Raw genomic sequence first — 19,765 nt, forward strand, 5'->3', positions numbered from 1 at the left:
AACACTTTTTTCCAAAAAATTTTATTTTTTGGAAAGTTTTTTATTTATATAAAAAATCAGGAGCACAAATGCTCCTGATTCTTCTATAATTTATTTGATGTTTTCAATCTCTTTTTTTGATCTCTATTCTTTTACTTCCAATAGACCGATGTCTCCATCTTCTCTACGGTAGATCACATTTGTTGTGTTATCCTCTGCATCACGATAAATGAAGAAATCGTGTGCTAATAGATCCATTTGAAGGATCGCTTCATCTAAATCCATTGGTTCTAGATCAATTGTTTTTGAGCGAACAACTTTTTCTGTGGTTGCTACTTCTTCTACAACTGCATCGGTAAACAATTTACCTGCACCAGATTTAACACGATTTTTCTTTTCGATTTTTGTTTTATTCTTACGAATTTGACGTTCAATTTTATCTACAACTAGATCAATTGAACCGTACATATCTTGAGAGACATCTTCTGCACGAAGTGTGATAGATCCAAGCGGAATGGTTACTTCTACTTTTGCGGTCTTTTCACGGTAAACTTTTAAGTTTACTCGAGCGTCTAGCTCTTGATCTGCCTGAAAATATTTTTCAATCTTTTCGAGTTTAGAAACGACATAGTCGCGAATGGCTTCTGTTACTTCTAGGTTTTCACCACGGATACTATATTTAATCATATTAGTACCTACTTTCTAAACATTATGTTTTTATTTATATGTATATTATAACGCTTTCATAAAGTTTTTGCAAATCTTTTTTTACCTTGCGATTGAAAATGTCTTTATTTCTTTCACACCTTTTTCAATTAGTAGGTGCTTCATTAATTCGATTGTTTTGCCCGTTGTGTAGATATCATCGATGATTAGATATTTCTGCTTTTCTGAAATTTCTCCTTTTAATTGAAAGTGCTGAGAGGTTTTTAATCTTTCTTCTCTTGTTTTTTTTGATTGGGCTAAAGTGTCTTCTTTTTGGAATAGACTGTTGTACTTTATCTCTGCAAAATCTAGTATAGTCGATACTTGATTGAATCCTCTCTTCTGATTTTTTTCATGGCTGATTGGAGTTGGTATTATCGTATAGCTTTTATACTTTTTCAAGGCTTTTTTGATGTCACATCCAAATACCATTCCTAATAAACGATCTCCTTCAAATTTATATCTCCTGAAATAGTCCTTCATTGCTGCATTATATTTATATAATGCTTCATGTTCGACTATATTCCCCTTTTGTATCCAGTATTCGCAATCTTTACATACTTTCTCCTCTTTATCTTTATAACATCTAGGACAATGGATTTCGCCAATTTGTTCGAAGTCTTCTTTGCATTCTTTACAAATCCATTCTTCTTGTTGATTCATAAAAATAAGGTCTGTGAAATGTTCACCAGTTTTCAACTCTTTAGTACAAAGCAAGCATTCTTTCAAAATCCAGCCTCCTGATTCATTTCCTTTATTTCTTTGATCGCTTTCTTCATTTCTCGTGTTATTCCATCTGATAGAAAAAGTAGTTTACCTGTTGGTCTTTCTTTACTTCGACCGACTCTTCCTGAAATTTGTACGAGAGCACTTTTAGTAAATAATTTGTGATTACTTTCTAAAACAAAGACATCTACAAACGGAAAAGTCACTCCTCTTTCTAAAATTGTTGTAGAGACTAGCATGGTTATGGCTCTGTTTCTAAACTCTTCTACCATTCGTAGACGGTCTGTTGTCTGTGAGGATACAAAACCTACTGTTTCTTTGGGAAAGTATTTTTTTAAGTTCTCAGTGAATTGTTGTCCTAATTCTATTTCAGATACAAAGATTAACAATGGGTAGTGAGTCTGTCTTTGTTTCTTAATCAGTTGCAATAGTTCGTAAGGGATTCTTCCTTTTTCTATTTTTTCTCTAATTTTCGGCACCCATTTTATTTCAGGGACCACTAGCGGGTTCCCATGAAATCTTCTTGGAAGACTATAACGAATGATTTCTTTTTTCTTGACCTTTTTATCTAACTCATCTGTAGAGGTTGCTGTTAAATATAGGGTATTCCCCTCTTTTTTTATTGCATTCTGAGCTGCTTTATATAAGATTGGATTGTCTACATAGGGAAAAGCATCTACTTCATCTATAATAAGGAGATCAAAGGCCTGATAAAACTTTAGCAATTGGTGGGTTGTAGCGATCACCAAGGGTGTTCTAAAATAGGGTTCCGATTCTCCATGAAGCAAAGAGATGGGGCAGGAAAAATCTTCCTTCATTCTTCCGTACAATTCTATACAGACATCGATTCTTGGGGTAGCAATACAGACTGCTTTTCCTGCCTTGATCGCTGTTGCTACAACCTGATACATCATTTCCGTTTTTCCAGCTCCTGTCACAGCATGTACCAAGGCATGTTTTCCTGCCTTAACTGCTTGGATAAGTCCTTCAGATACCTCTTGTTGATAGGAAGTCAAGGTTCCCTTCCAGTTTAACACCTCCTGTCCTTCAAAGTCTTTCTGTGCAATAGCATAAAGTTTTTGATCACTCCGGATCCTTCCAAATTGGATACAGGCTCTACAATACAGCACCTCCTCACTCAACTTCCACAGTTTTTGATCAATCAAACTGCCACATCGAAAACATTGGTACCTTCCATTCTGTTTTTCCATAGCTGGAAGTTCTTGGGCAATTTCTTTCAGATCATTTGTCATTTGACTCTCCGTTAAGAGTCTTCCATAAGAATCTTCTATCTTCATACTTATTAATTCGCAAAAGTTGGAGAAAATCATTCTTTTTTTGTAAAATAAGAATATGGAATATGTTACATTTAAAGAGAACGGCACTGTTCAAGAAGAAATCAAAAAATCAAAATTCATTTGTCATGTCAAGCGAGTCTCCTCTGAAGAGGAAGCTAGAGATTTTATCAATGCCATCAAAAAGGAACACTATAAGGCTACACATAACTGCTCTGCTTTCATCGTTGGGGAACAAAGTGACATCAAACGGACCAGTGACGATGGAGAGCCTAGTGGAACCGCTGGGGTACCGATGTTAGGAGTTTTGGAGAATCATCGCATCACTAATAGTTGTGTCGTGGTTACCCGCTATTTTGGAGGTATTAAATTAGGTGCTGGCGGTCTGATTCGTGCTTATGCTGGAAGTGTTGCACAAGCAGTTCGAGAGATTGGACTGGTAGAAATCAAAGAGCAAGTGGTACTTGGGATCACACTTTCTTATTCCCAATACCAAGAATTTGCTAATTTCTTAAAAGACCATCAATTGGCGGAACAAGATCCAATGTTTACAGATCAGGTGATGACAACTATTTTTGTGGATAAAGAAAACACAAACTCTATCACAGCAGCTTTAGTCGAATTTTACAATGGTAAAGTCATTATTGAGGATCAAGGAATTCGTGAGGTTGAAGTACCCCTACTTTCTGTAGAAAAATAATTAAAATACTATCGGCAACGATAGTTTTTTTTTATCACACCCATAAAATTTCTATATTTTACATTCTTCTCGCAAGAGACTATACTTGTTAGTATCAAGAAAACCTAGAACTGAGGTATATTATGGCTATTTATGAAAATATTACAGAATTGATTGGGAACACTCCGATTGTCAAATTGAATCGTCTTGTTCCTGAAGGAGCTGCAGATGTCTATGTCAAACTCGAAGCTTTCAACCCTGGGTCATCTGTTAAAGACCGGATTGCTTTGAGCATGATTGAAAAAGCTGAAGCGGATGGCTTGATCAAACCAGGTGATACCATTGTCGAAGCAACTAGTGGAAACACAGGGATTGGCTTGTCATGGGTTGGCGCAGCTAAAGGCTACAAAGTTGTGATTGTCATGCCTGAAACCATGAGTGTGGAACGTCGTAAAATCATCCAAGCCTATGGAGCTGAACTCGTTTTGACTCCTGGAAGTGAAGGAATGAAAGGTGCCATCGCTAAAGCTGAAGCAATCGCTGCAGAAAGAAATGGCTTCCTTCCTCTTCAATTTGAAAACCCTGCTAACCCAGAGGTACATGAAAGAACAACAGGACAAGAAATCGTTGATGCCTTTGGAAAAGATGGTTTAGATGCTTTTGTCGCAGGTGTTGGTACTGGTGGTACTGTTTCTGGTATTTCTCATACTTTGAAAAAGAATAATCCTGCTGTCAAAGTCTATGCCGTTGAGGCCAATGAATCCGCAGTCCTTTCTGGCGAAAAACCTGGACCACATAAAATCCAAGGGATTTCAGCTGGTTTTATCCCAAATACTTTAGACACTAATGCATATGATGGTGTTCGTCGCGTATCTTCAGAAGAAGCTTTCGAACTTGCACGCGCTATCGGTGGAGCTGAAGGATTCTTAGTCGGTATCTCAAGCGCAGCTGCTATCTATGCTGCTATTGAAGTCGCAAAAGAATTGGGTAGCGGTAAAAAAGTTCTTGCTCTTGCACCAGATAATGGAGAACGTTACCTTTCTACTACCCTTTACGAATTTGAATAATTCTCTATATCAAAAAAACTTCGATAGGTTTCATCAACCTATCGAAGTTTTTATTTCTTTTCTTGTTTGCTAAAGAATACCTTTCCTTCTTTAACCCAGGTCGGCATCTGTTGAGCTAAGGGCGCAAAACCACTCTTGTAGCGGTCATTTGAAAAACGATGGTGTCGAATGCTTCGTTGTGGTGTTTCTTCTAGTGTTCTCAGAGAGAGGCTAGCTTTCTTAGAATATTCATCAACATCGATGACTTGGACAAAGACCTTCTCCCCAATCGACAGAATATCCTGAATATTACTTACATAACCACTTCTAATCTCTGAGATATGAATCAAGCCCGTCACACCCGACTCTAGTTCGACAAAGGCGCCGTAAGGTTGAATTCCTGTGATGGTTCCTTCTAACTTATCTCCAATTCTCATATTAGTCCTCAATTTCGATGGTTTCAATCACGACATCTTCTACTGGCTTATCCATCATCCCTGTCTCAACAGCCGCGATATCATCCAACACAGCAAAAGAAGCTTCATCCATCAATTGACCAAATACTGTATGACGTTGATCTAGGTGAGGAGTTCCCCCTTCTGTCGTATAGATTTCTGCGATTTTTTCAGGCCAGCCACCGCGGACCAATTCCTTTTTCGAATATGGAAGATGTTGATTTTGTACAATAAAGAATTGGCTGCCATTTGTGTTTGGTCCAGCATTTGCCATCGAAAGGGCTCCGCGAATATTGTACAATTCTTTTGAAAACTCGTCTTCGAAGCTCTCCCCATAGATGGATTCACCACCCATACCTGTGCCTGTTGGATCTCCCCCTTGGATCATAAAATCTTTAATAATTCGATGGAAAATGACACCATCATAATAGCCAGACTTAGCAAGAGCTACAAAGTTTGCAACTGTTTTTGGCGCTTGATCCGGGAACAATTGAATGTTCATCTCACCGTGATTGGTTTTGATCACAGCGACAGGACCGTCAACCGTAGCAAGTTCTAACTGTGGTAATGTCAATTCTTTTTCAACCATATTTAACTCCTCTAAGGCATAGAATATGCCATCTTCTTCTAAATTCTTAGTGATATAATCAGCTTTTTCTTGTAACTCTGGGGCAGATTTTCCCATTGCGATACTAATTCCAGCGTAATCAAACAGTTCTAGATCATTTAATCCATCCCCAAATACTAAAACATTCTCTGGCTTCAAGCCCAAATGATTTACAAGATGAGAAACTCCTGAAGCTTTTGAAGCTTCAAAGCGAACAACATCTGACGAATGGGGATGCCACGAAACTAGGCGCAAGTTCTCTTGCAAAGAAGGGGGCAACTCTAGCTCACTATCCTGTTCATCAAAGGTCCACATTTGGAAAATAGGTTCTTTCAAATGCAGGTCTGGATCTACTGGTAAGTTTGGATAAATGATGTCAATAGCATCACTGATCAAGGGTGTCCGATTAGACAGGGAAGCTTGATGACTAGCTACTAACCCATAATCAATCTCGGATTCTTTGGCCCAATCCACAAAAGAAGAAACGATTGCTTCATTGATTGGTGATTGGTAGATCACAGTTCCTTTTGTATCTTCTATATAGGCACCGTTTAAGGTTACTAGAAAATCAGGCTTTAAGTCCATGATTTCAGGAACAACCCCAAAAATCCCTCTACCCGTTGCAATCCCTGTTCGGATTCCTTTTTCTTTCAATTGATGAAAGACTTCTTTGACAGATTCTGGGATCAATCCAGTTTCTTTTGCACGTAATGTATCATCAATATCAAAAAAGACGATTTTAACTTTTTTGGCTTTATAACGTAATTTTGCTTCCACTTGTCTCCCCCTTATGATCATGCTCTATTATAGCATGTTTCCCTTTAAAAATCTTCTTGATTCACCAGATGGTGTCGGAAGGCATAGACGACTGCTTGCGTCCGATCACTGACTTCTAATTTGGATAAGATGTTGGAGACATGGGTCTTCACTGTTTTTAAAGAAATGAAGAGTTCATCTGCTATTCGTTGATTTTCATATCCTTTCGTCAATAAAGCCAGAATATCTCGTTCTCTAGCTGTCAAATCATCATGCAATTCAGCATGGTTCTTTCGTGACTTAACTTTTTGACTAACTTCTGTCTCAATTGCAAATTCTCCCTTTGCAACCTTTCTGACAGCCTGTAAGATCTCAGTTGCTGACGAGGTCTTTAAAATATACCCTTTTGCACCTGCATCTAAGACAGGGTAAATCTTTTCGTTATCTAAATAAGACGTCAAAATGACAATTTTAGCTTCCGGCCACTCTTTTAGGATGGCTAGAGTCGCATCGATTCCATTTAGCTCTGGCATCACAATATCCATGATGATGACGTCTGGTCTTTCTTTCAGCGCCAACTCCACCCCTTCTTGCCCATTTTTCGCCTCTAAGACTTGCTCAATATCGGATTGCATGGACAAAAAGCTTTTCAATCCCAATCGGACCATTTCATGATCATCTACTAATAATACTTTCATACAGTTTCCTTTTCATTTTTATTTTTTACAAGGAGGGGAACACGAATATCTACAGCCACTCCCTTTTGAGGACTCGTTCTTATTTTAATGGTCCCCGCCATGTCTTCTACACGTTCTTGAATATTTTTCAACCCATAACTCAATCGTTCCAATTTTTCCTGCTCAAAGCCGATTCCATCATCTACCATCCGTAAATGAAGTTGTTTTCCTTCCTGATGCAAAAAGACATCCATTTGTTGAGCTCTAGCGTGTTTCAAGGTATTGCTGACAATTTCTTGGACGATTCGAAATAGATGTTCTTCCATATCTTTTGGAATGCTCACGTCATTATGATGGAAGACAACTGTTAGGTTACTCTTTTCCTTCAATTCTCTAAAAATCATCTCCATACCTTCTACCAAACTTTTTCCTTCCAATTCTGTAGGACGAAGATGTAAGAGCAAGACGCGTAAATCATTTTGGGCTGTCCCTAGAATATCTGACACACCATTTAGTTGCTGCTGGATCTGACTTTTCTCTAACTCAAGGGCCTGTGCTGCCACTCCAGATAAAATCATATTGGCTGCAAACAACTCTTGACTAACCGTGTCATGTAGATCACGCGCAATTCTCTTACGCTCGATTTCCACAATTTCTTCCTCATTTCGCATCACACGATTTTCACTTTTTTGTAAATTTTCTTCTAGTCGAAGCAATTTGCTGTCCAATAAATCTAACTGTTGATTCAATTCTTTGGGGGCAATTTCTTTTCGCTGTGAAGCAGTCAGGATCGCTTCTACCTTTTGTTGTACTGCATGAACCGTTACAAATTGCGTGATTTTAATAATTAAGATAACCAAAGCCGTCAATGCAAGCGTCAGACTAAAAATCAAAAATAGGAATGATTGAAGCAAGGAAAGATCTGAGAGAAGTTTGCCCCACTGAAAACCAACAAAATGGAAAATGGTATGACAAATGACCGCAACCACCATTAGGGAATAGAAATACAATAGGAGATAGTCTAATTTCTTCATGCGCGAATCACCTCAACATCCCCAACAATACCAACTAACACAATTTTTACAGAACGGTGCGATCTCCGATAATGTGCCGTTTCAATATCTATGGTTTCATTCCTCATTTTACGGACAGGAAGATCCAAAAACTTCAGATCTCCATACAAGGTGTTAATTTGTAAATGCAATTCCAAATCAATCGGTAAGATAATTTTTGTATTTCCAAACCCTTTCCGAATGATCACTACATTGTCCCAATTGCAAATGGCTACCTCCTCTAAATGGAGGGTGTCATTCCCAAAAACTCGGATCACATTCAGATCTCGATACCCTCGACTTTGCTTTGAAAAATGTTGTAAATCACCAATCCATCGAGTTTTTTCCTGACGAATTTTCGTATCCTCTTCAACATCAAACACAACTGCTTCATTTTCCTTATACATATAAGGGTAAGCAATCAATAAACCATAAACCACCGCAAATAAAATGGCTGCAATCACAAAAGGATTCAGCATCACGATAAAAAACAAGAGCACACTCAGCGCGATTAATAGAAAATTCGCTTTTTGTTTGCCAAAATAGTAGTACATAAGAAGCAAAAAGAGAACCATTAAGACAACAAATCTGGAAAAATCGATTGATAAAATGGTGATCGCTGCTAATGTTAACAAAACAGCCTCAACGAAAATAAAAATTTGTATTTTCCACATAGTCTACCTCATCTTTTCCTATTTTATCAAATTTTTCCTCATTTGACTTCCGTCTGTGGTTGGATAATAGCAGACAATCAAAAAGACCCAGAAATCCATCTGAGTCTTAGACTGATTTATTAATCTCCACTAGTTGCACTACTGCTTGAACTTTCTGTATCTGATCGTTCACCAGAGGATGAACTAGATGTATCAGAACTTGATGAGGCTTTCGTACTTGAAGAAGCTGTCACTTTAGGCTCATATACAGTCAAAACAATTCGTGTTCGGTTAATATCCACCGTACTCGAAACTTCTGGAGTTTGACTGACAATTTGACCTGCAGAAACAGATACTCCATCAGGGAGATGTTCTGTTTTTCTTAATTCGATATTGGCTTCTTTAATACCATAGATCTCAATCAAATTACTTCTAGCAAAATCATAAGTTGATCCAACATAGTTTGGCATTTCAATTGAAGTCGTTTCTTTCGCTACTTTCAAAACAATCTTAGTTTTTGAATTCAGAGAATATTGCTCTCCTGGAGCTGGAGTTTGTTCAAGAACTGTCCCTGCAGCATAATCGAAGGTCTCAACTTCTTCAATCGTGATCATTTTGCTTGATACTTTATAAGTATTTTTCAAATCTTCTTCTGCTTTTGCCCGTGTTTCACCCACGTAATTTGGCATTTCAAAGCTGTTTGGTCCTTTTGAAACAATCAAATCAATTCGACTTTGTTCTTTCTTTTGGGCCCCTGCATTTGGATTGGTTCGAATGACATAGCCTTCTGCAACCGAATCACTGTACTCTTCTTTCTCTTCACCGACTTGAAGGTCTTGTCCCTCAATAACCGCTCTAGCTTCGGCAATGGTTTTGCCGGAAACATCTGGAACGGTTTTATTGGCTGGGCTCATATACAACAAGAAAGTAAAGGCAGCAAGAACTAGGGCAATGGCAACAAACAAGACCTTGTAGCGCGCCCGCAAGCGTCTTCTTGGCTTTTTACTTGGTGCCATGGTCTGCTGGTCAGATAATGGTCGATTAGGATCTACCGAACTGATTTCACTGCGTACCTCAGAGATTGGAACAGGAGCCGTTTTTGGAGTTGGACTCACTTTTGGAAGAGTCTTTGTATCAGCTTTCGCTTGGTCTTCAAAAACCAGTTTTTTCTCATTTCTTCTCTCATAGGACAAGCAACTTGAAAGATCCACATACATCTCTGCCACTGATTTATAGCGATCCGTCAGTTTTTTAGCTGTCGCTTTGATCACTACATTTTCTAAAGCTTGTGGAACATTCTTATTTTCTTCACGAATAGATGGGAGTGGCTTTTGAAAATGCTGCAAAGCAATTGTGACTGCACTATCTCCATCATAAGGAATGTGTCCTGTCAACATCTCATAGAAAATGATTCCCATAGCGTAGATGTCACTTTGCACCGTAGCTTTTGAACCACGCGCCTGCTCAGGGGACAAATAATGAACCGACCCCAACATCGAGTTGGTCTGGGTCAAACTAGTCTCTGCAAAGGCCACTGCAATCCCAAAGTCTGAAACTTTTGCTGTTCCATCTGGTGTCAAGAGGACATTCTGTGGTTTTAAATCTCTATGGATAATGCCACGCGTATGGGCAAGACGCATAGCTAGAAGGATCTGCCCCATCAAACGAACAGCTTCTTCATTTGATAAAGGAGCATTTTCTTTGATATAGCGTTTCAAGTCTAAACCTGCAACATATTCCATTGCAAGGTATTGTTGTCCTTCTTCTTCGCCAATGTCTGTAATCCGAACGATATTTGGATGGTCCAGCTCTGCCATCGCCTTTGCTTCACGCTGAAAACGTGCAACTGCAATGGGATCCGTCTGGTAATTCGTACGCAGTACCTTGACTGCAACTTCTTCCCCATCTAAAATCAAATCACGCGCAAGATAAACATCTGCCATCCCGCCGCGTCCAATTTGTTGGATGATTTTATATCGCCCGGCAAAAATTTTGCCGATTTGAATCATGCTGCGTCCTCCTCAGTAAAGTGGAGCAGTACAACAGTGATATTATCCAAGCCTCCAGCATTATTGGCAAAACGAATCAAGGTTTGAGCTTTTTCTTCCAGTGAAACATCACTCAAGACAATATCTCTGATTTCATCCGGGCCAATCATATTAGTTAAACCGTCACTATTGATCAAAATATAATCATCTGCTTCAACCGTCACCAAACCATAATCCGGCTCCAACTCATCTTTTTGGCCAATGGACTGAGTGATGATGTTACGTTGAGGATGATGGGCTGCTTCTTCCTCTGTGATTTGACCTGCTCGCAAAAGAGCATTTACAAGAGAATGATCACTGGTCAACTGCTGGTATTCGCCCTGACGAATGAGGCCAATCCGCGAATCTCCAACATGGGCATAAATCACTTGTCCTTCTACAAAAGCCAAAGCTTCCAGTGTAGTTCCCATTCCTTTGTGCTCATCATCTTGCCCAGCTAAATGGATCCGACGGTTCACAGCTTCTAAATGTTCTGCAAACCATTCCCGTACTTGATTAACCGTCTCGATCTCAGAAGAAACCCAAGCCGCACCTAGATCTGTGACTGCCATTTCACTAGCAATATTTCCGGCACGGTGTCCTCCCATACCATCAGCAAGTAAAACCATAGATTTTCCTGCCTTGTTTTTATATTGATTTGCATAGTCTTGGTTATTTGTCCGTCTTTGACCTACATCGGTTAAGATCGTAATATCCATACTGTCAGTTTCCTCCTGATATTATGAGATTCTCTTAAAACGACTGATAAAGAAGCCGTCGCTTCCATATAATTCGGGTGTAATAAGGATACAATCATTTTTAAGAATATCTTTTCTTTCGTGATCCAATGGGACTTGTTCGAAATTTGGATGGTTTTTCAAAAATTGGTCCACCACTTCAAAATTCTCTTTACCCATAATTGTACACGTACTGTACACTATTATACCACCTTTACGCACACTTTGACAAACACTATCCAGAATGGCCGATTGAATAGCTTGTAAAGATACAAAATCTGCACTCTCTTTATTGTACTTGATATCAGGCTTTCTCCGTATCAAACCAATCCCTGAACAAGGCGCATCCACCAAAATTTTATCGAAAGCATCAGGTCCAAATGTTTCAAAGACTTTTGTCGCATCTAACTTCTTTGTCAAAATTTTGTCCGCAACATGGAGCCGATTAGCATTTTCTTGAATCAATTTGAGCTTATGGTCATAGAGATCCAAGGCTGTGACTTTCCCAGTTGTGAGATAAGAAGCCAGGTGGGTCGTCTTTCCACCTGGCGCCGCACAGGCATCTAAAACCCACTCATCTCCTTGCAAATCCAAAGCTGGTGCCACCAATTGACTGGACTCGTCTTGAATAGTAATGCGTCCCTCTTTAAACAAGGAATGCGCCGTAAAATGTCCCTGCTCTTTCACGAGAGCGGACGGAGCAAGTAGAGAGGAGGTTGCTTCGAACAGCTGAGCCAACTCTTCTTTTTCGTCCAGATCAATCACACGAATACTGGATTTATTACGCTGATAAAGACTCTTAAAAATTGCACAAGCACGTTCTTCACCGTATTCTTCGATCAATGCTTTGACCAACCATACAGGTAGGGAATACTCTACCGAATAACGTTTGTTCTTTCGCTTGATTGTATCAATAGCTGGTAGTCCTTCGCGGATGAGCTTTCTAAGAATAGCATTGACAAACTTCTCACTGCCTTCTTTACGACGTTTTGCTATCCGGACAGCTTCATTGACGATGGCATGATCAGGAATTCGGTCTAAATAGACAAGTTGATACAAACTCATCATCAAAAGATAATAGAGCCAAGGATCTAATTTCGTCCGGTCTTCAATCACGTGGGCGAGATACCACTCGAGTGTTATCTTCCGTGCTACCGTACCGTATACAACTTCCGTAACAAAGCTTCTATCTTTATCTGAAAGTTGAGAGTGTTCTAGCGCTTGATTTAGTGCAATATTAGAATAAGCTCCCTGTTCAAAAACCTCTTCTAACACTCGAACGATCTGTTCACGCGCATTCATTTGTTTAACTTCCAAAGTGATCTCCTACTTTCAATTGACGGCCAGCGCCATTCAAAAAGTCTGTGATGGACATTTTAGGTTTTCCTGCCGGCTGCACAACTTTGAGGGACAGCGCTCCTTCTCCTGCAGCGACCAGCAACTCTTTTTTAGTCAAACCAATCACTTCTCCTGGATTTCCATTTCCTTTGCATAGCTCTGCTTCGTAGACTTTAAAGCGTTGACCATTTAATAACGTATGAGCGACCGGCCAAGGATTCATCCCTCGAATCTGATTAAAGACTTGGCGGTTGGTTTTGGTCCAGTCCAAAACCTCTTCTTCCGGCAAAATATTCGGTGAAAATGTGACCAAACTTGGATCTTGTGGACTTGGCTTGATCTCCCCTGCTAGGTAAGCTGGCAAAGTATCTAGGAGTAAGTCACGTCCAAGGACTGCCAATTTTTCAAACAAAGTTCCCACATTGTCCTCATCTAAAATTGGGAGAGAACGAGCTGCAATCATGTCTCCGGCATCCATTTCCTTGACCATTTCCATAATTGTAACCCCAGCTTCTTCGTCACCATTGATCAGGGCATAGTGAATGGGAGCTCCACCTCTATATTTAGGTAATAAAGACGCGTGGACATTCACCGCGAATTGGAAGTTCTCCAACAATTTTGTCGGTAAAAATTGTCCAAAAGCAGCGGTCACAATTCCATCTGCATCTAGTGATAAGAGCGTTTCCATTTCTGGACTACCCGATAATTTCTCCGGCTGAAGAACTGGTAGTCGATGTTCTAAAGCTACCTGCTTCACCGGGGTCATTCGAATCTCTTTTTTGCGACCTACTTTGCGGTCTGGTTGCGTCACAACTGCCAAAATTTCATAGCGCGAATCTGCTAACAATCCCTTTAAAACCGTCGCTGAAAAATCAGGCGTTCCCATAAAAATTAATTTTGTCATTTCTTTCTTCCTTACATAAAGCTTTGAGGTTCATTATCAATACTGACACGGAGATCTTGGTTGCCTCTTTCTTGTGTAAATTCTAAGATTTGATTCAAGACCTGAGTCATGCCTTCTTCAAAACGATATTTCACAATGATTTGATAATGATACAAATTATGTGTGCGTGCAATTGGTTTAGGAGTTGGTCCTAAGATTTGGACCTGATCGGATAAGCCAGAACGGAGGATTTCCATAACCTGATGTGACTTCTCCATCACAATTTCCTCACTCTTATGGGATAGGGTTAACCCAACTGTGAAGTAATAAGGCGTATAACCTAACTGCCGGCGAATCTGCATTTCATAAGCAAAAAAGCCTTCATAATCTTGGTCTTTGGCAAATCGAATCGCATAATGATTGGGGTTGTAGCTCTGAATGATAACCTCTCCTTCTTTCTCTGCTCGTCCGGCTCTTCCTGCCACCTGAGTCAAGAGTTGAAAGGTTCTCTCAGAGGATCGATAATCCGGTAAATTTAAAGAAGTATCTGCATTCAAGACACCCACTAACGTCACATTTGGAAAATCCAAGCCCTTCGCAATCATTTGCGTCCCTAACAAGATATCCGCTTCTCCATTCCCGAAAGCATCTAATATCGCTGCGTGGCTCCCTTTTTTTCGAGTGGTATCCACATCCATGCGCAAAATTTTAGCTTCAGGAAAGATCTCTTGTAATTCATCATAGGCTTTTTGCGTTCCTGTCCCGTAATAACGAATGGAAGGACTTTGGCAATTTGGACAGTGTCGAGGAATCGCTTTGCTATAGCCACAATAATGACAGTTCATGGTTTTAGTATCCATGTGGAGGGTCAGTGAGATATCACAATTGGGACAAGTATCTACAGTTCCACACTCGCGACACATGACAAAACTGGAATAACCACGGCGGTTCAACATCAAGACAACCTGCTCTTTTTTCTGCAAGCGATCAGCAATAGCTTCCACTAGAACCGGAGTGAAGTTACCAGCTTCATTTTGGCCAATATAATCACGAAAATCAACGACTTTAACTTCTGGAATTTTGGCTGCCGGATTGGCCCGCTGGGTTAGACGAATTAATTCATAAACCCCTTTTGTTGCACGAGCCCGTGATTCTAAACTTGGTGTAGCAGATCCAAGAAGCAAGACTGCTTGATTGTACTGAGCCCTTAGGACTGCGACATCCCTTGCGTGGTAGCGTGGATTACTATCTTGTTTGTAGGAAGCCTCGTGCTCCTCATCAATAATGATCGCTCCGATGTTTTTTAAAGGAGCAAAGATGGCTGAGCGTGCTCCAACGACTACCTTGGCCTCCCCACGTTCAACTTTTCGCCATTGATCATACTTCTCACCATTTGATAAGCCCGAGTGTAGAATGGCTACTTCCTGACCAAAACGGGAAATAAAACGATCCGTCATCTGTGGCGTCAGGGAAATCTCAGGAACCAACATAATAGCCGTTTTCCCCTTATTTAGAACTTCCTGAATAATCTGCAGATAAACTTCTGTTTTCCCACTTCCAGTCACACCTTCTAATAAGAAGGGCTTTGATTCTTTCCCAAGTTTAGAAACAACTGTTTTTACAGCCTTTGATTGTTCTGGATTTAAGACTAAAGCTCGGGTTTGTTTTTTTCCTTCATAGTAAGATGCTGCCCGATTCACTTCTCGTTCGGTAATTTCTAATATATCCTGATCAATAAAATAGGCCACTACTTCTCGTGAAAAATCCTGATACAATCCTGCTAAAGGTTGCTCCTCTTGCTCTAGCAACAGGCGTTCTTTCAATACTAGTCTTTTTTTAGCTCTCGCAGTCGGTTGCAGTTCTTTTAATCGTTCCTGGTTAACGCGATACCATTTTTCTGTTTTAATTTGTTTCTTATCCTTGGCCTTGTATTCAAGTACCAAATCACCTTTTCTGACCAACCGCATCACTTGGGCTTGATCGGCCACATCTAGAGAAGAAAAAGAAACTTCATTTTTTTCACAAAAAAGTTTCTCTTTGAGAGTTGGATCCAAAGATGGTTGAGGATACAAAATCTTGTCATAACTGGAATTAAGAAGTGAGGGAAGCATGGCTTTTAAAATTGTTATTTTGTAGGAAAAGACACTTTTTCGCAATTGATCTGCCAACCAGAACTGCTCTTGATTTAAGACTGGAGTGTAGTCTAATACCTCTCCAATCGCCTTCAATTCCTCGCTTGTATCTGCCTCTTCTACAACGTCTACCACAATCCCTTGAATGAGGCGATTCCCTTTACCAAAGGGAACATGAACTCGCATTCCCGCCTCAACCATATCTTCAAATTCTGATGGAATCTGATAGGAATAGGGTTTATCCGTCTGCATCAATGGAACATCTACGATGACTTTTGCTATCACTTTTTCACCTCCAGCCTCTATCATATGAGCTTTACTTTATCACGGAACCCTTTAAATAGCAAAAAATAAGATTGAGAAGTCCCCAACCTTAAATTTTTTCACCATCTTCTTTTTCTTTGGCAATTTGTTCCTTAATTTTGCGCTCTTCTTCTTCTTTGCGGATTCGCTCTGCTTCAATCCGACGACGAAGCGCTTCACGTTTTGCTTCTGGATCCGGGTGAACAACTACGTTTCCTGACTCGATTTCTTCAAGCGCTTGTAATGTTGATTTGACCGATTGGAATTCTTGAGTTGGCACTGCACCACTTTCCAATTCGTGGGCCCGTTTTGCCTCAAGTATGACCAATGAGTATTTTGAGGGTACTTTGTCAAGCAATGTATCAATAGAAGGTTTTAACATCATATTCCTATACCTAATTTCTAATTATTTATCTCTTCACAATAGTTTGTGTTTTTGGTAACATATCCAGATAATGCCCAATGACACGGTCTACACGGAAATGTTCTGCTTCGATCACACGTTTGACACGTTCAGCAGCAAGAGGAACTTCATCGTTCACAATTGCGTAGTCATATTCACGCATCATGGCGATTTCTTCTTTTGCTTTTTCAATCCGTTGCGCAATAACTTCTGCACTATCTGTTCCGCGTCCCACTAATCGATCTTGTAATTCATCCAAATCAGGCGGGGTTAAGAAGATAAAAACTGCATCTGGCACTTTTTTCTTTACTTGGAGCGCACCTTGAACTTCAATTTCAAGGAATACATCGATTCCTTTGTCCAAGGTTTCATTCACATAAGTTAAAGGAGTCCCATAGTAATTTCCAACGTACTCAGCATACTCTAACATTTGCCCTTGACGGATCAAATCTTCAAATTCTTCACGTGTACGGAAAAAATAATCGACACCATCCACTTCACCTGGACGTTGTGCACGCGTCGTCATCGATACAGAATACTGAAACTGATTGTCCGAGTTTTCAAAAATTTCTCGTCTGACCGTTCCTTTTCCAACCCCTGAAGGGCCAGAAAATACAATTAATAAGCCACGATCCGCCATGATTTCTCCTTCAATGTCTTTCTATCTAGTGTAACAAAAATCGGCCTAATTTTCAACTGATTTTTTTCATTCAAAAAGCTTGAGATGCTAGATCTCAAGCTTTTCGTTTATTTTGCGTAATCTACTGCACGCAATTCTCGAATAACGGTAACCTTAATGTTTCCAGGATATTCAAGATTTGACTCTATCTTCTCACGAATATCATGAGCTAAGATCGTCACTTTATCATCCTTGATTGCCTCAGGGCTCACCATAATACGGATTTCACGTCCTGCTTGAAGGGCGAAACTTGTCTTAACTCCTTCAAAGCTGTTTGCAATTTCTTCAAGATCTTGCAAACGCTTGATGTAACTTTCAAGTGACTCACTTCGTGCTCCAGGTCGAGCCGCACTCAAGGCATCAGCTGCAGCGACAATGACTGCGATAACACTTTCAGGTTCCACATCTCCATGGTGACTGGCAATAGTATTGACAACCACTGGGTGTTCTTTATACTTACGTGCCAATTCTGTCCCAATCTCAACGTGACTTCCTTCCACTTCACGGTCAATCGCTTTACCGATATCATGCAAGAACCCTGCACGTCGTGCCAAAGTAGCATTTTCACCCAACTCACTGGCAATAATACCAGAAAGTTTGGCAACTTCAATGGAGTGACGCAAAACGTTTTGACCATAAGATGTACGGAATTGCAACCGTCCCATGATTTTCATCAAATCTGGATGGAGGTTTGGCGCCCCGATTTCATAAGCAGCGGCCTCACCGTATTCACGAATACGATTGTCAATTTCCTGACGGTTCTTCTCAACCAGCTCTTCGATGCGGGCTGGATGGATGCGACCATCTTTGAGAAGGCTCTCCATTGTCATACGGGCAATTTCACGACGAATCGGATCAAACCCTGACAAGGTCACCACCTCTGGCGTATCATCGATAATCACATCGACACCTGTTAAGCTCTCAAAGGTACGAATATTGCGCCCTTCACGACCGATGATGCGCCCTTTCATACTATCATCTGGCAAATGAACTGTTGAGTTTGTTTGCTCAGCAACAAAATCACCAGCCATTCGCTGCATGGCTTGCACAAGAATGTCTTTTGCAATTTTATCAGAACGTTCTTTCACTTCCAGTTCTGCTTCACGAATTCGTGATGCAATTTCTTTTGAAAGTTGATCTTCCGTCTGATTCAAAATAATGTCACGCGCTTCTCCTTGACTTAGAGCAGCGACACGTTCCAGTTCTTCCACTTTCTTGTGTTCAAGCTCTTCCAGCTGTTGTTCACGCGTATCAATGTGTTTAGTTCTATCTGTAAGACTTTGCTCTTTGTGTTCAAGAGACTGTTCTTTGCTTGTTAAAATGTCGTCTTTGCGATCAAGATTGCTAGCACGTTCTGCCAAACGGCTTTCTAATTGCTTCAATTCTTGTCGTTCTGACTTAAACTCAGCATCGACCTCTTCACGATATTTTCTGGCTTCTTCCTTTGCCTCCAAAAGTGCTTCTTTTTTAAGTGAACTTGACTCATGCTTCGCCTCTTTTAAAATCAAATCGGCTTCACGTTCTGCCTGTCCACGTAAATTCGTTGCTTCTTGTTCAGCATTCAAAAGGGTGAGTTCCGCAGCTTCTTTTGAAGCTTTCATTTTAAGAGCAGTTCCCACATATCCAATGACTAAACCAATGGCCGCGGCAAAAACACCTGTAATAACAAAATTCATGCTTTTACCCCAAATCTATTTAATTAGTTGAATTAAAAATTCTTTTACATTTTACCATAAATTACTAAAATTAACAATCTAAAAAAACAGGAAAAACCTTTTATATTTTTGCTTAATTCTTGTCCTTTTATCGTCTTTTCTTTCATGGAACATCTGTGGGATATTCATTTATTTCGACTTTGTTGAATCTGCTTTTTTATGCTATAATCAAGAAAAACAAAGAAGGATTTGAGTATGACAAAAGAAGTAATTGTTGAAAGTTTTGAATTGGACCACACAGCTGTGAAGGCTCCCTATGTACGCTTGATTGGGGAAGAAACTGGACCCAAAGGAGACATCATCTCTAACTTTGATATTCGCCTAGTGCAGCCGAATGAAAATGCGATTCCAACGGCAGGGCTTCACACGATCGAGCACCTTCTTGCGATGCTCATTCGCAAACGCATCGATGGTATGATTGATTGTTCCCCTTTTGGATGTCGCACCGGTTTTCATATGATCATGTGGGGACAACATTCGAGTACGGAAATTGCTAAAGTAATCAAAGATTCTTTAGAAGAAATTGCATCTGTCAGCACTTGGGAGGATGTCCCAGGCACAACTATTGAGTCTTGTGGAAATTACAAGGACCACAGCCTCTTCTCAGCCAAAGAATGGTGTCGCCTGATTCTAGATCAAGGAATTTCTGACGATCCATTTGAACGTCATATTGTTTAATACGAAAAAGGATGAACCTATGGTTCATCCTAGAATGTAGACAAACTATTTTAAAGTAAAATAAGCTAAGTGATTCTGCAAAAAAATAAAATTGAGTCCCAATTTTTAAATCGATTTAAGAAAATACTGAAACTTTCCGCTGTGAGAAAAGTGTCTGAAACAATAACGTTTCAGACACTCGGAATTATTGAGACCGTAGGCTCAATAATTAGTCATGGAACTTCAAAGAAGTTCGCTGAC

General features: G+C 40.0%; 19 protein-coding genes. 3 read left to right on the top strand and 16 right to left on the bottom strand.

Annotated elements, in window-relative coordinates:
• Positions 1–123 precede the first annotated feature (123 nt).
• The 3 genes from hpf to HMPREF2685_RS01450 form a co-directional block, all read right to left on the bottom strand.
• A complete protein-coding gene (gene hpf / locus HMPREF2685_RS01440) occupies positions 124–666 on the bottom strand; it encodes a ribosome hibernation-promoting factor, HPF/YfiA family (RefSeq protein ID WP_049483460.1) in 543 nt (180 codons plus the stop codon).
• Between the two features lie 81 nt (positions 667–747).
• Positions 748–1,413: a ComF family protein gene (locus tag HMPREF2685_RS01445; protein ID WP_070448982.1), complete on the bottom strand. Its 666-nt coding sequence runs from the start codon at positions 1,411–1,413 to the stop codon at positions 748–750.
• Positions 1,410–2,708, bottom strand: a complete 1,299-nt coding sequence (locus HMPREF2685_RS01450) for an ATP-dependent helicase ComFA (protein WP_070464848.1) — start codon at positions 2,706–2,708, stop codon at positions 1,410–1,412. Before HMPREF2685_RS01450 ends, HMPREF2685_RS01445 begins: the two co-directional genes overlap by 4 nt.
• 55 nt (positions 2,709–2,763) lie before the next feature.
• On the opposite strand from HMPREF2685_RS01450, the gene HMPREF2685_RS01455 reads away from it, so the two are divergent.
• Both HMPREF2685_RS01455 and cysK read left to right on the top strand, forming a co-directional pair.
• On the top strand, positions 2,764–3,405 hold the full coding sequence (locus HMPREF2685_RS01455) for a YigZ family protein (protein ID WP_070464851.1): 642 nt from the start codon (positions 2,764–2,766) through the stop codon (positions 3,403–3,405).
• Positions 3,406–3,527: 122 nt separating this feature from the next.
• Positions 3,528–4,451: a cysteine synthase A gene (gene cysK / locus HMPREF2685_RS01460; protein ID WP_003004014.1), complete on the top strand. Its 924-nt coding sequence runs from the start codon at positions 3,528–3,530 to the stop codon at positions 4,449–4,451.
• Between the two features lie 50 nt (positions 4,452–4,501).
• Here the strand turns inward: cysK and HMPREF2685_RS01465 are convergent, their stop codons facing one another.
• The 13 genes from HMPREF2685_RS01465 to HMPREF2685_RS01525 form a co-directional block, all read right to left on the bottom strand.
• On the bottom strand, positions 4,502–4,867 hold the full coding sequence (locus HMPREF2685_RS01465; RefSeq protein ID WP_070464853.1) for a S1 RNA-binding domain-containing protein: 366 nt from the start codon (positions 4,865–4,867) through the stop codon (positions 4,502–4,504).
• Between the two features lies 1 nt (position 4,868).
• Positions 4,869–6,269, bottom strand: coding sequence for a bifunctional Cof-type HAD-IIB family hydrolase/peptidylprolyl isomerase (locus tag HMPREF2685_RS01470; protein WP_070464856.1), 1,401 nt, complete (start codon positions 6,267–6,269; stop codon positions 4,869–4,871).
• Between the two features lie 44 nt (positions 6,270–6,313).
• Entirely contained in the window at positions 6,314–6,946 is a 633-nt protein-coding gene (locus HMPREF2685_RS01475; RefSeq protein WP_049486059.1) for a response regulator transcription factor, read from the bottom strand.
• On the bottom strand, positions 6,943–7,959 hold the full coding sequence (locus tag HMPREF2685_RS01480; RefSeq protein ID WP_070464859.1) for an envelope stress sensor histidine kinase LiaS: 1,017 nt from the start codon (positions 7,957–7,959) through the stop codon (positions 6,943–6,945). Before HMPREF2685_RS01480 ends, HMPREF2685_RS01475 begins: the two co-directional genes overlap by 4 nt.
• The gene (gene liaF, locus HMPREF2685_RS01485; protein ID WP_070464862.1) at positions 7,956–8,651 is read right to left on the bottom strand and encodes a cell wall-active antibiotics response protein LiaF; all 696 of its coding nucleotides are present in this window, start codon (positions 8,649–8,651) and stop codon (positions 7,956–7,958) included. The genes HMPREF2685_RS01480 and liaF overlap by 4 nt, the downstream gene beginning before the upstream one ends.
• A 119-nt stretch (positions 8,652–8,770) precedes the next feature.
• Positions 8,771–10,639 carry a Stk1 family PASTA domain-containing Ser/Thr kinase gene (pknB, locus tag HMPREF2685_RS01490; RefSeq protein ID WP_049473349.1) on the bottom strand — a complete coding sequence of 623 codons (1,869 nt, stop codon included), beginning with the start codon at positions 10,637–10,639 and terminating at the stop codon, positions 8,771–8,773.
• Positions 10,636–11,376, bottom strand: a complete 741-nt coding sequence (locus HMPREF2685_RS01495; protein WP_021154558.1) for a Stp1/IreP family PP2C-type Ser/Thr phosphatase — start codon at positions 11,374–11,376, stop codon at positions 10,636–10,638. Before HMPREF2685_RS01495 ends, pknB begins: the two co-directional genes overlap by 4 nt.
• Positions 11,377–11,397: 21 nt before the next feature.
• On the bottom strand, positions 11,398–12,711 hold the full coding sequence (gene rsmB / locus HMPREF2685_RS01500) for a 16S rRNA (cytosine(967)-C(5))-methyltransferase RsmB (protein ID WP_070464865.1): 1,314 nt from the start codon (positions 12,709–12,711) through the stop codon (positions 11,398–11,400).
• Positions 12,701–13,636 carry a methionyl-tRNA formyltransferase gene (fmt, locus tag HMPREF2685_RS01505; RefSeq protein ID WP_070464868.1) on the bottom strand — a complete coding sequence of 312 codons (936 nt, stop codon included), beginning with the start codon at positions 13,634–13,636 and terminating at the stop codon, positions 12,701–12,703. The genes rsmB and fmt overlap by 11 nt, the downstream gene beginning before the upstream one ends.
• Before the next feature lie 11 nt (positions 13,637–13,647).
• Positions 13,648–16,056, bottom strand: coding sequence for a primosomal protein N' (locus HMPREF2685_RS01510; RefSeq protein WP_070464871.1), 2,409 nt, complete (start codon positions 16,054–16,056; stop codon positions 13,648–13,650).
• Between the two features lie 64 nt (positions 16,057–16,120).
• On the bottom strand, positions 16,121–16,435 hold the full coding sequence (gene rpoZ / locus HMPREF2685_RS01515) for a DNA-directed RNA polymerase subunit omega (RefSeq protein WP_003010339.1): 315 nt from the start codon (positions 16,433–16,435) through the stop codon (positions 16,121–16,123).
• Between the two features lie 25 nt (positions 16,436–16,460).
• Positions 16,461–17,093: a guanylate kinase gene (gmk, locus tag HMPREF2685_RS01520; RefSeq protein ID WP_003003905.1), complete on the bottom strand. Its 633-nt coding sequence runs from the start codon at positions 17,091–17,093 to the stop codon at positions 16,461–16,463.
• A 107-nt stretch (positions 17,094–17,200) separates the two neighbouring features.
• A complete protein-coding gene (locus tag HMPREF2685_RS01525) occupies positions 17,201–18,808 on the bottom strand; it encodes a ribonuclease Y (RefSeq protein ID WP_049498850.1) in 1,608 nt (535 codons plus the stop codon).
• A gap of 234 nt (positions 18,809–19,042) precedes the next feature.
• Here HMPREF2685_RS01525 and HMPREF2685_RS01530 point away from each other — a divergent pair, with 234 nt between their 5' ends.
• A complete protein-coding gene (locus tag HMPREF2685_RS01530; protein WP_049498849.1) occupies positions 19,043–19,525 on the top strand; it encodes an S-ribosylhomocysteine lyase in 483 nt (160 codons plus the stop codon).
• Positions 19,526–19,765 lie beyond the last annotated feature (240 nt).

It is taken from the genome of Streptococcus sp. HMSC074F05, assembly GCF_001808725.1.
Classification (GTDB): Bacteria; Bacillota; Bacilli; order Lactobacillales; family Streptococcaceae; genus Streptococcus; species Streptococcus parasanguinis_I.

Coding starts and splice junctions, on each gene's coding strand:
- HMPREF2685_RS01480 (WP_070464859.1), bottom strand. CDS start 7,959: ATGAAGAAATTAGACTATCTCCTATTGTATTTCTATTCCCTAATGGTG.
- HMPREF2685_RS01510 (WP_070464871.1), bottom strand. CDS start 16,056: ATGATAGAGGCTGGAGGTGAAAAAGTGATAGCAAAAGTCATCGTAGAT.
- HMPREF2685_RS01495 (WP_021154558.1), bottom strand. CDS start 11,376: ATGGATATTACGATCTTAACCGATGTAGGTCAAAGACGGACAAATAAC.
- HMPREF2685_RS01455 (WP_070464851.1), top strand. CDS start 2,764: ATGGAATATGTTACATTTAAAGAGAACGGCACTGTTCAAGAAGAAATC.
- HMPREF2685_RS01525 (WP_049498850.1), bottom strand. CDS start 18,808: ATGAATTTTGTTATTACAGGTGTTTTTGCCGCGGCCATTGGTTTAGTC.
- gmk (WP_003003905.1), bottom strand. CDS start 17,093: ATGGCGGATCGTGGCTTATTAATTGTATTTTCTGGCCCTTCAGGGGTT.
- HMPREF2685_RS01530 (WP_049498849.1), top strand. CDS start 19,043: ATGACAAAAGAAGTAATTGTTGAAAGTTTTGAATTGGACCACACAGCT.
- liaF (WP_070464862.1), bottom strand. CDS start 8,651: ATGTGGAAAATACAAATTTTTATTTTCGTTGAGGCTGTTTTGTTAACA.
- hpf (WP_049483460.1), bottom strand. CDS start 666: ATGATTAAATATAGTATCCGTGGTGAAAACCTAGAAGTAACAGAAGCC.
- fmt (WP_070464868.1), bottom strand. CDS start 13,636: ATGACAAAATTAATTTTTATGGGAACGCCTGATTTTTCAGCGACGGTT.
- rpoZ (WP_003010339.1), bottom strand. CDS start 16,435: ATGATGTTAAAACCTTCTATTGATACATTGCTTGACAAAGTACCCTCA.
- pknB (WP_049473349.1), bottom strand. CDS start 10,639: ATGATTCAAATCGGCAAAATTTTTGCCGGGCGATATAAAATCATCCAA.
- cysK (WP_003004014.1), top strand. CDS start 3,528: ATGGCTATTTATGAAAATATTACAGAATTGATTGGGAACACTCCGATT.
- HMPREF2685_RS01450 (WP_070464848.1), bottom strand. CDS start 2,708: ATGAAGATAGAAGATTCTTATGGAAGACTCTTAACGGAGAGTCAAATG.
- HMPREF2685_RS01475 (WP_049486059.1), bottom strand. CDS start 6,946: ATGAAAGTATTATTAGTAGATGATCATGAAATGGTCCGATTGGGATTG.
- HMPREF2685_RS01465 (WP_070464853.1), bottom strand. CDS start 4,867: ATGAGAATTGGAGATAAGTTAGAAGGAACCATCACAGGAATTCAACCT.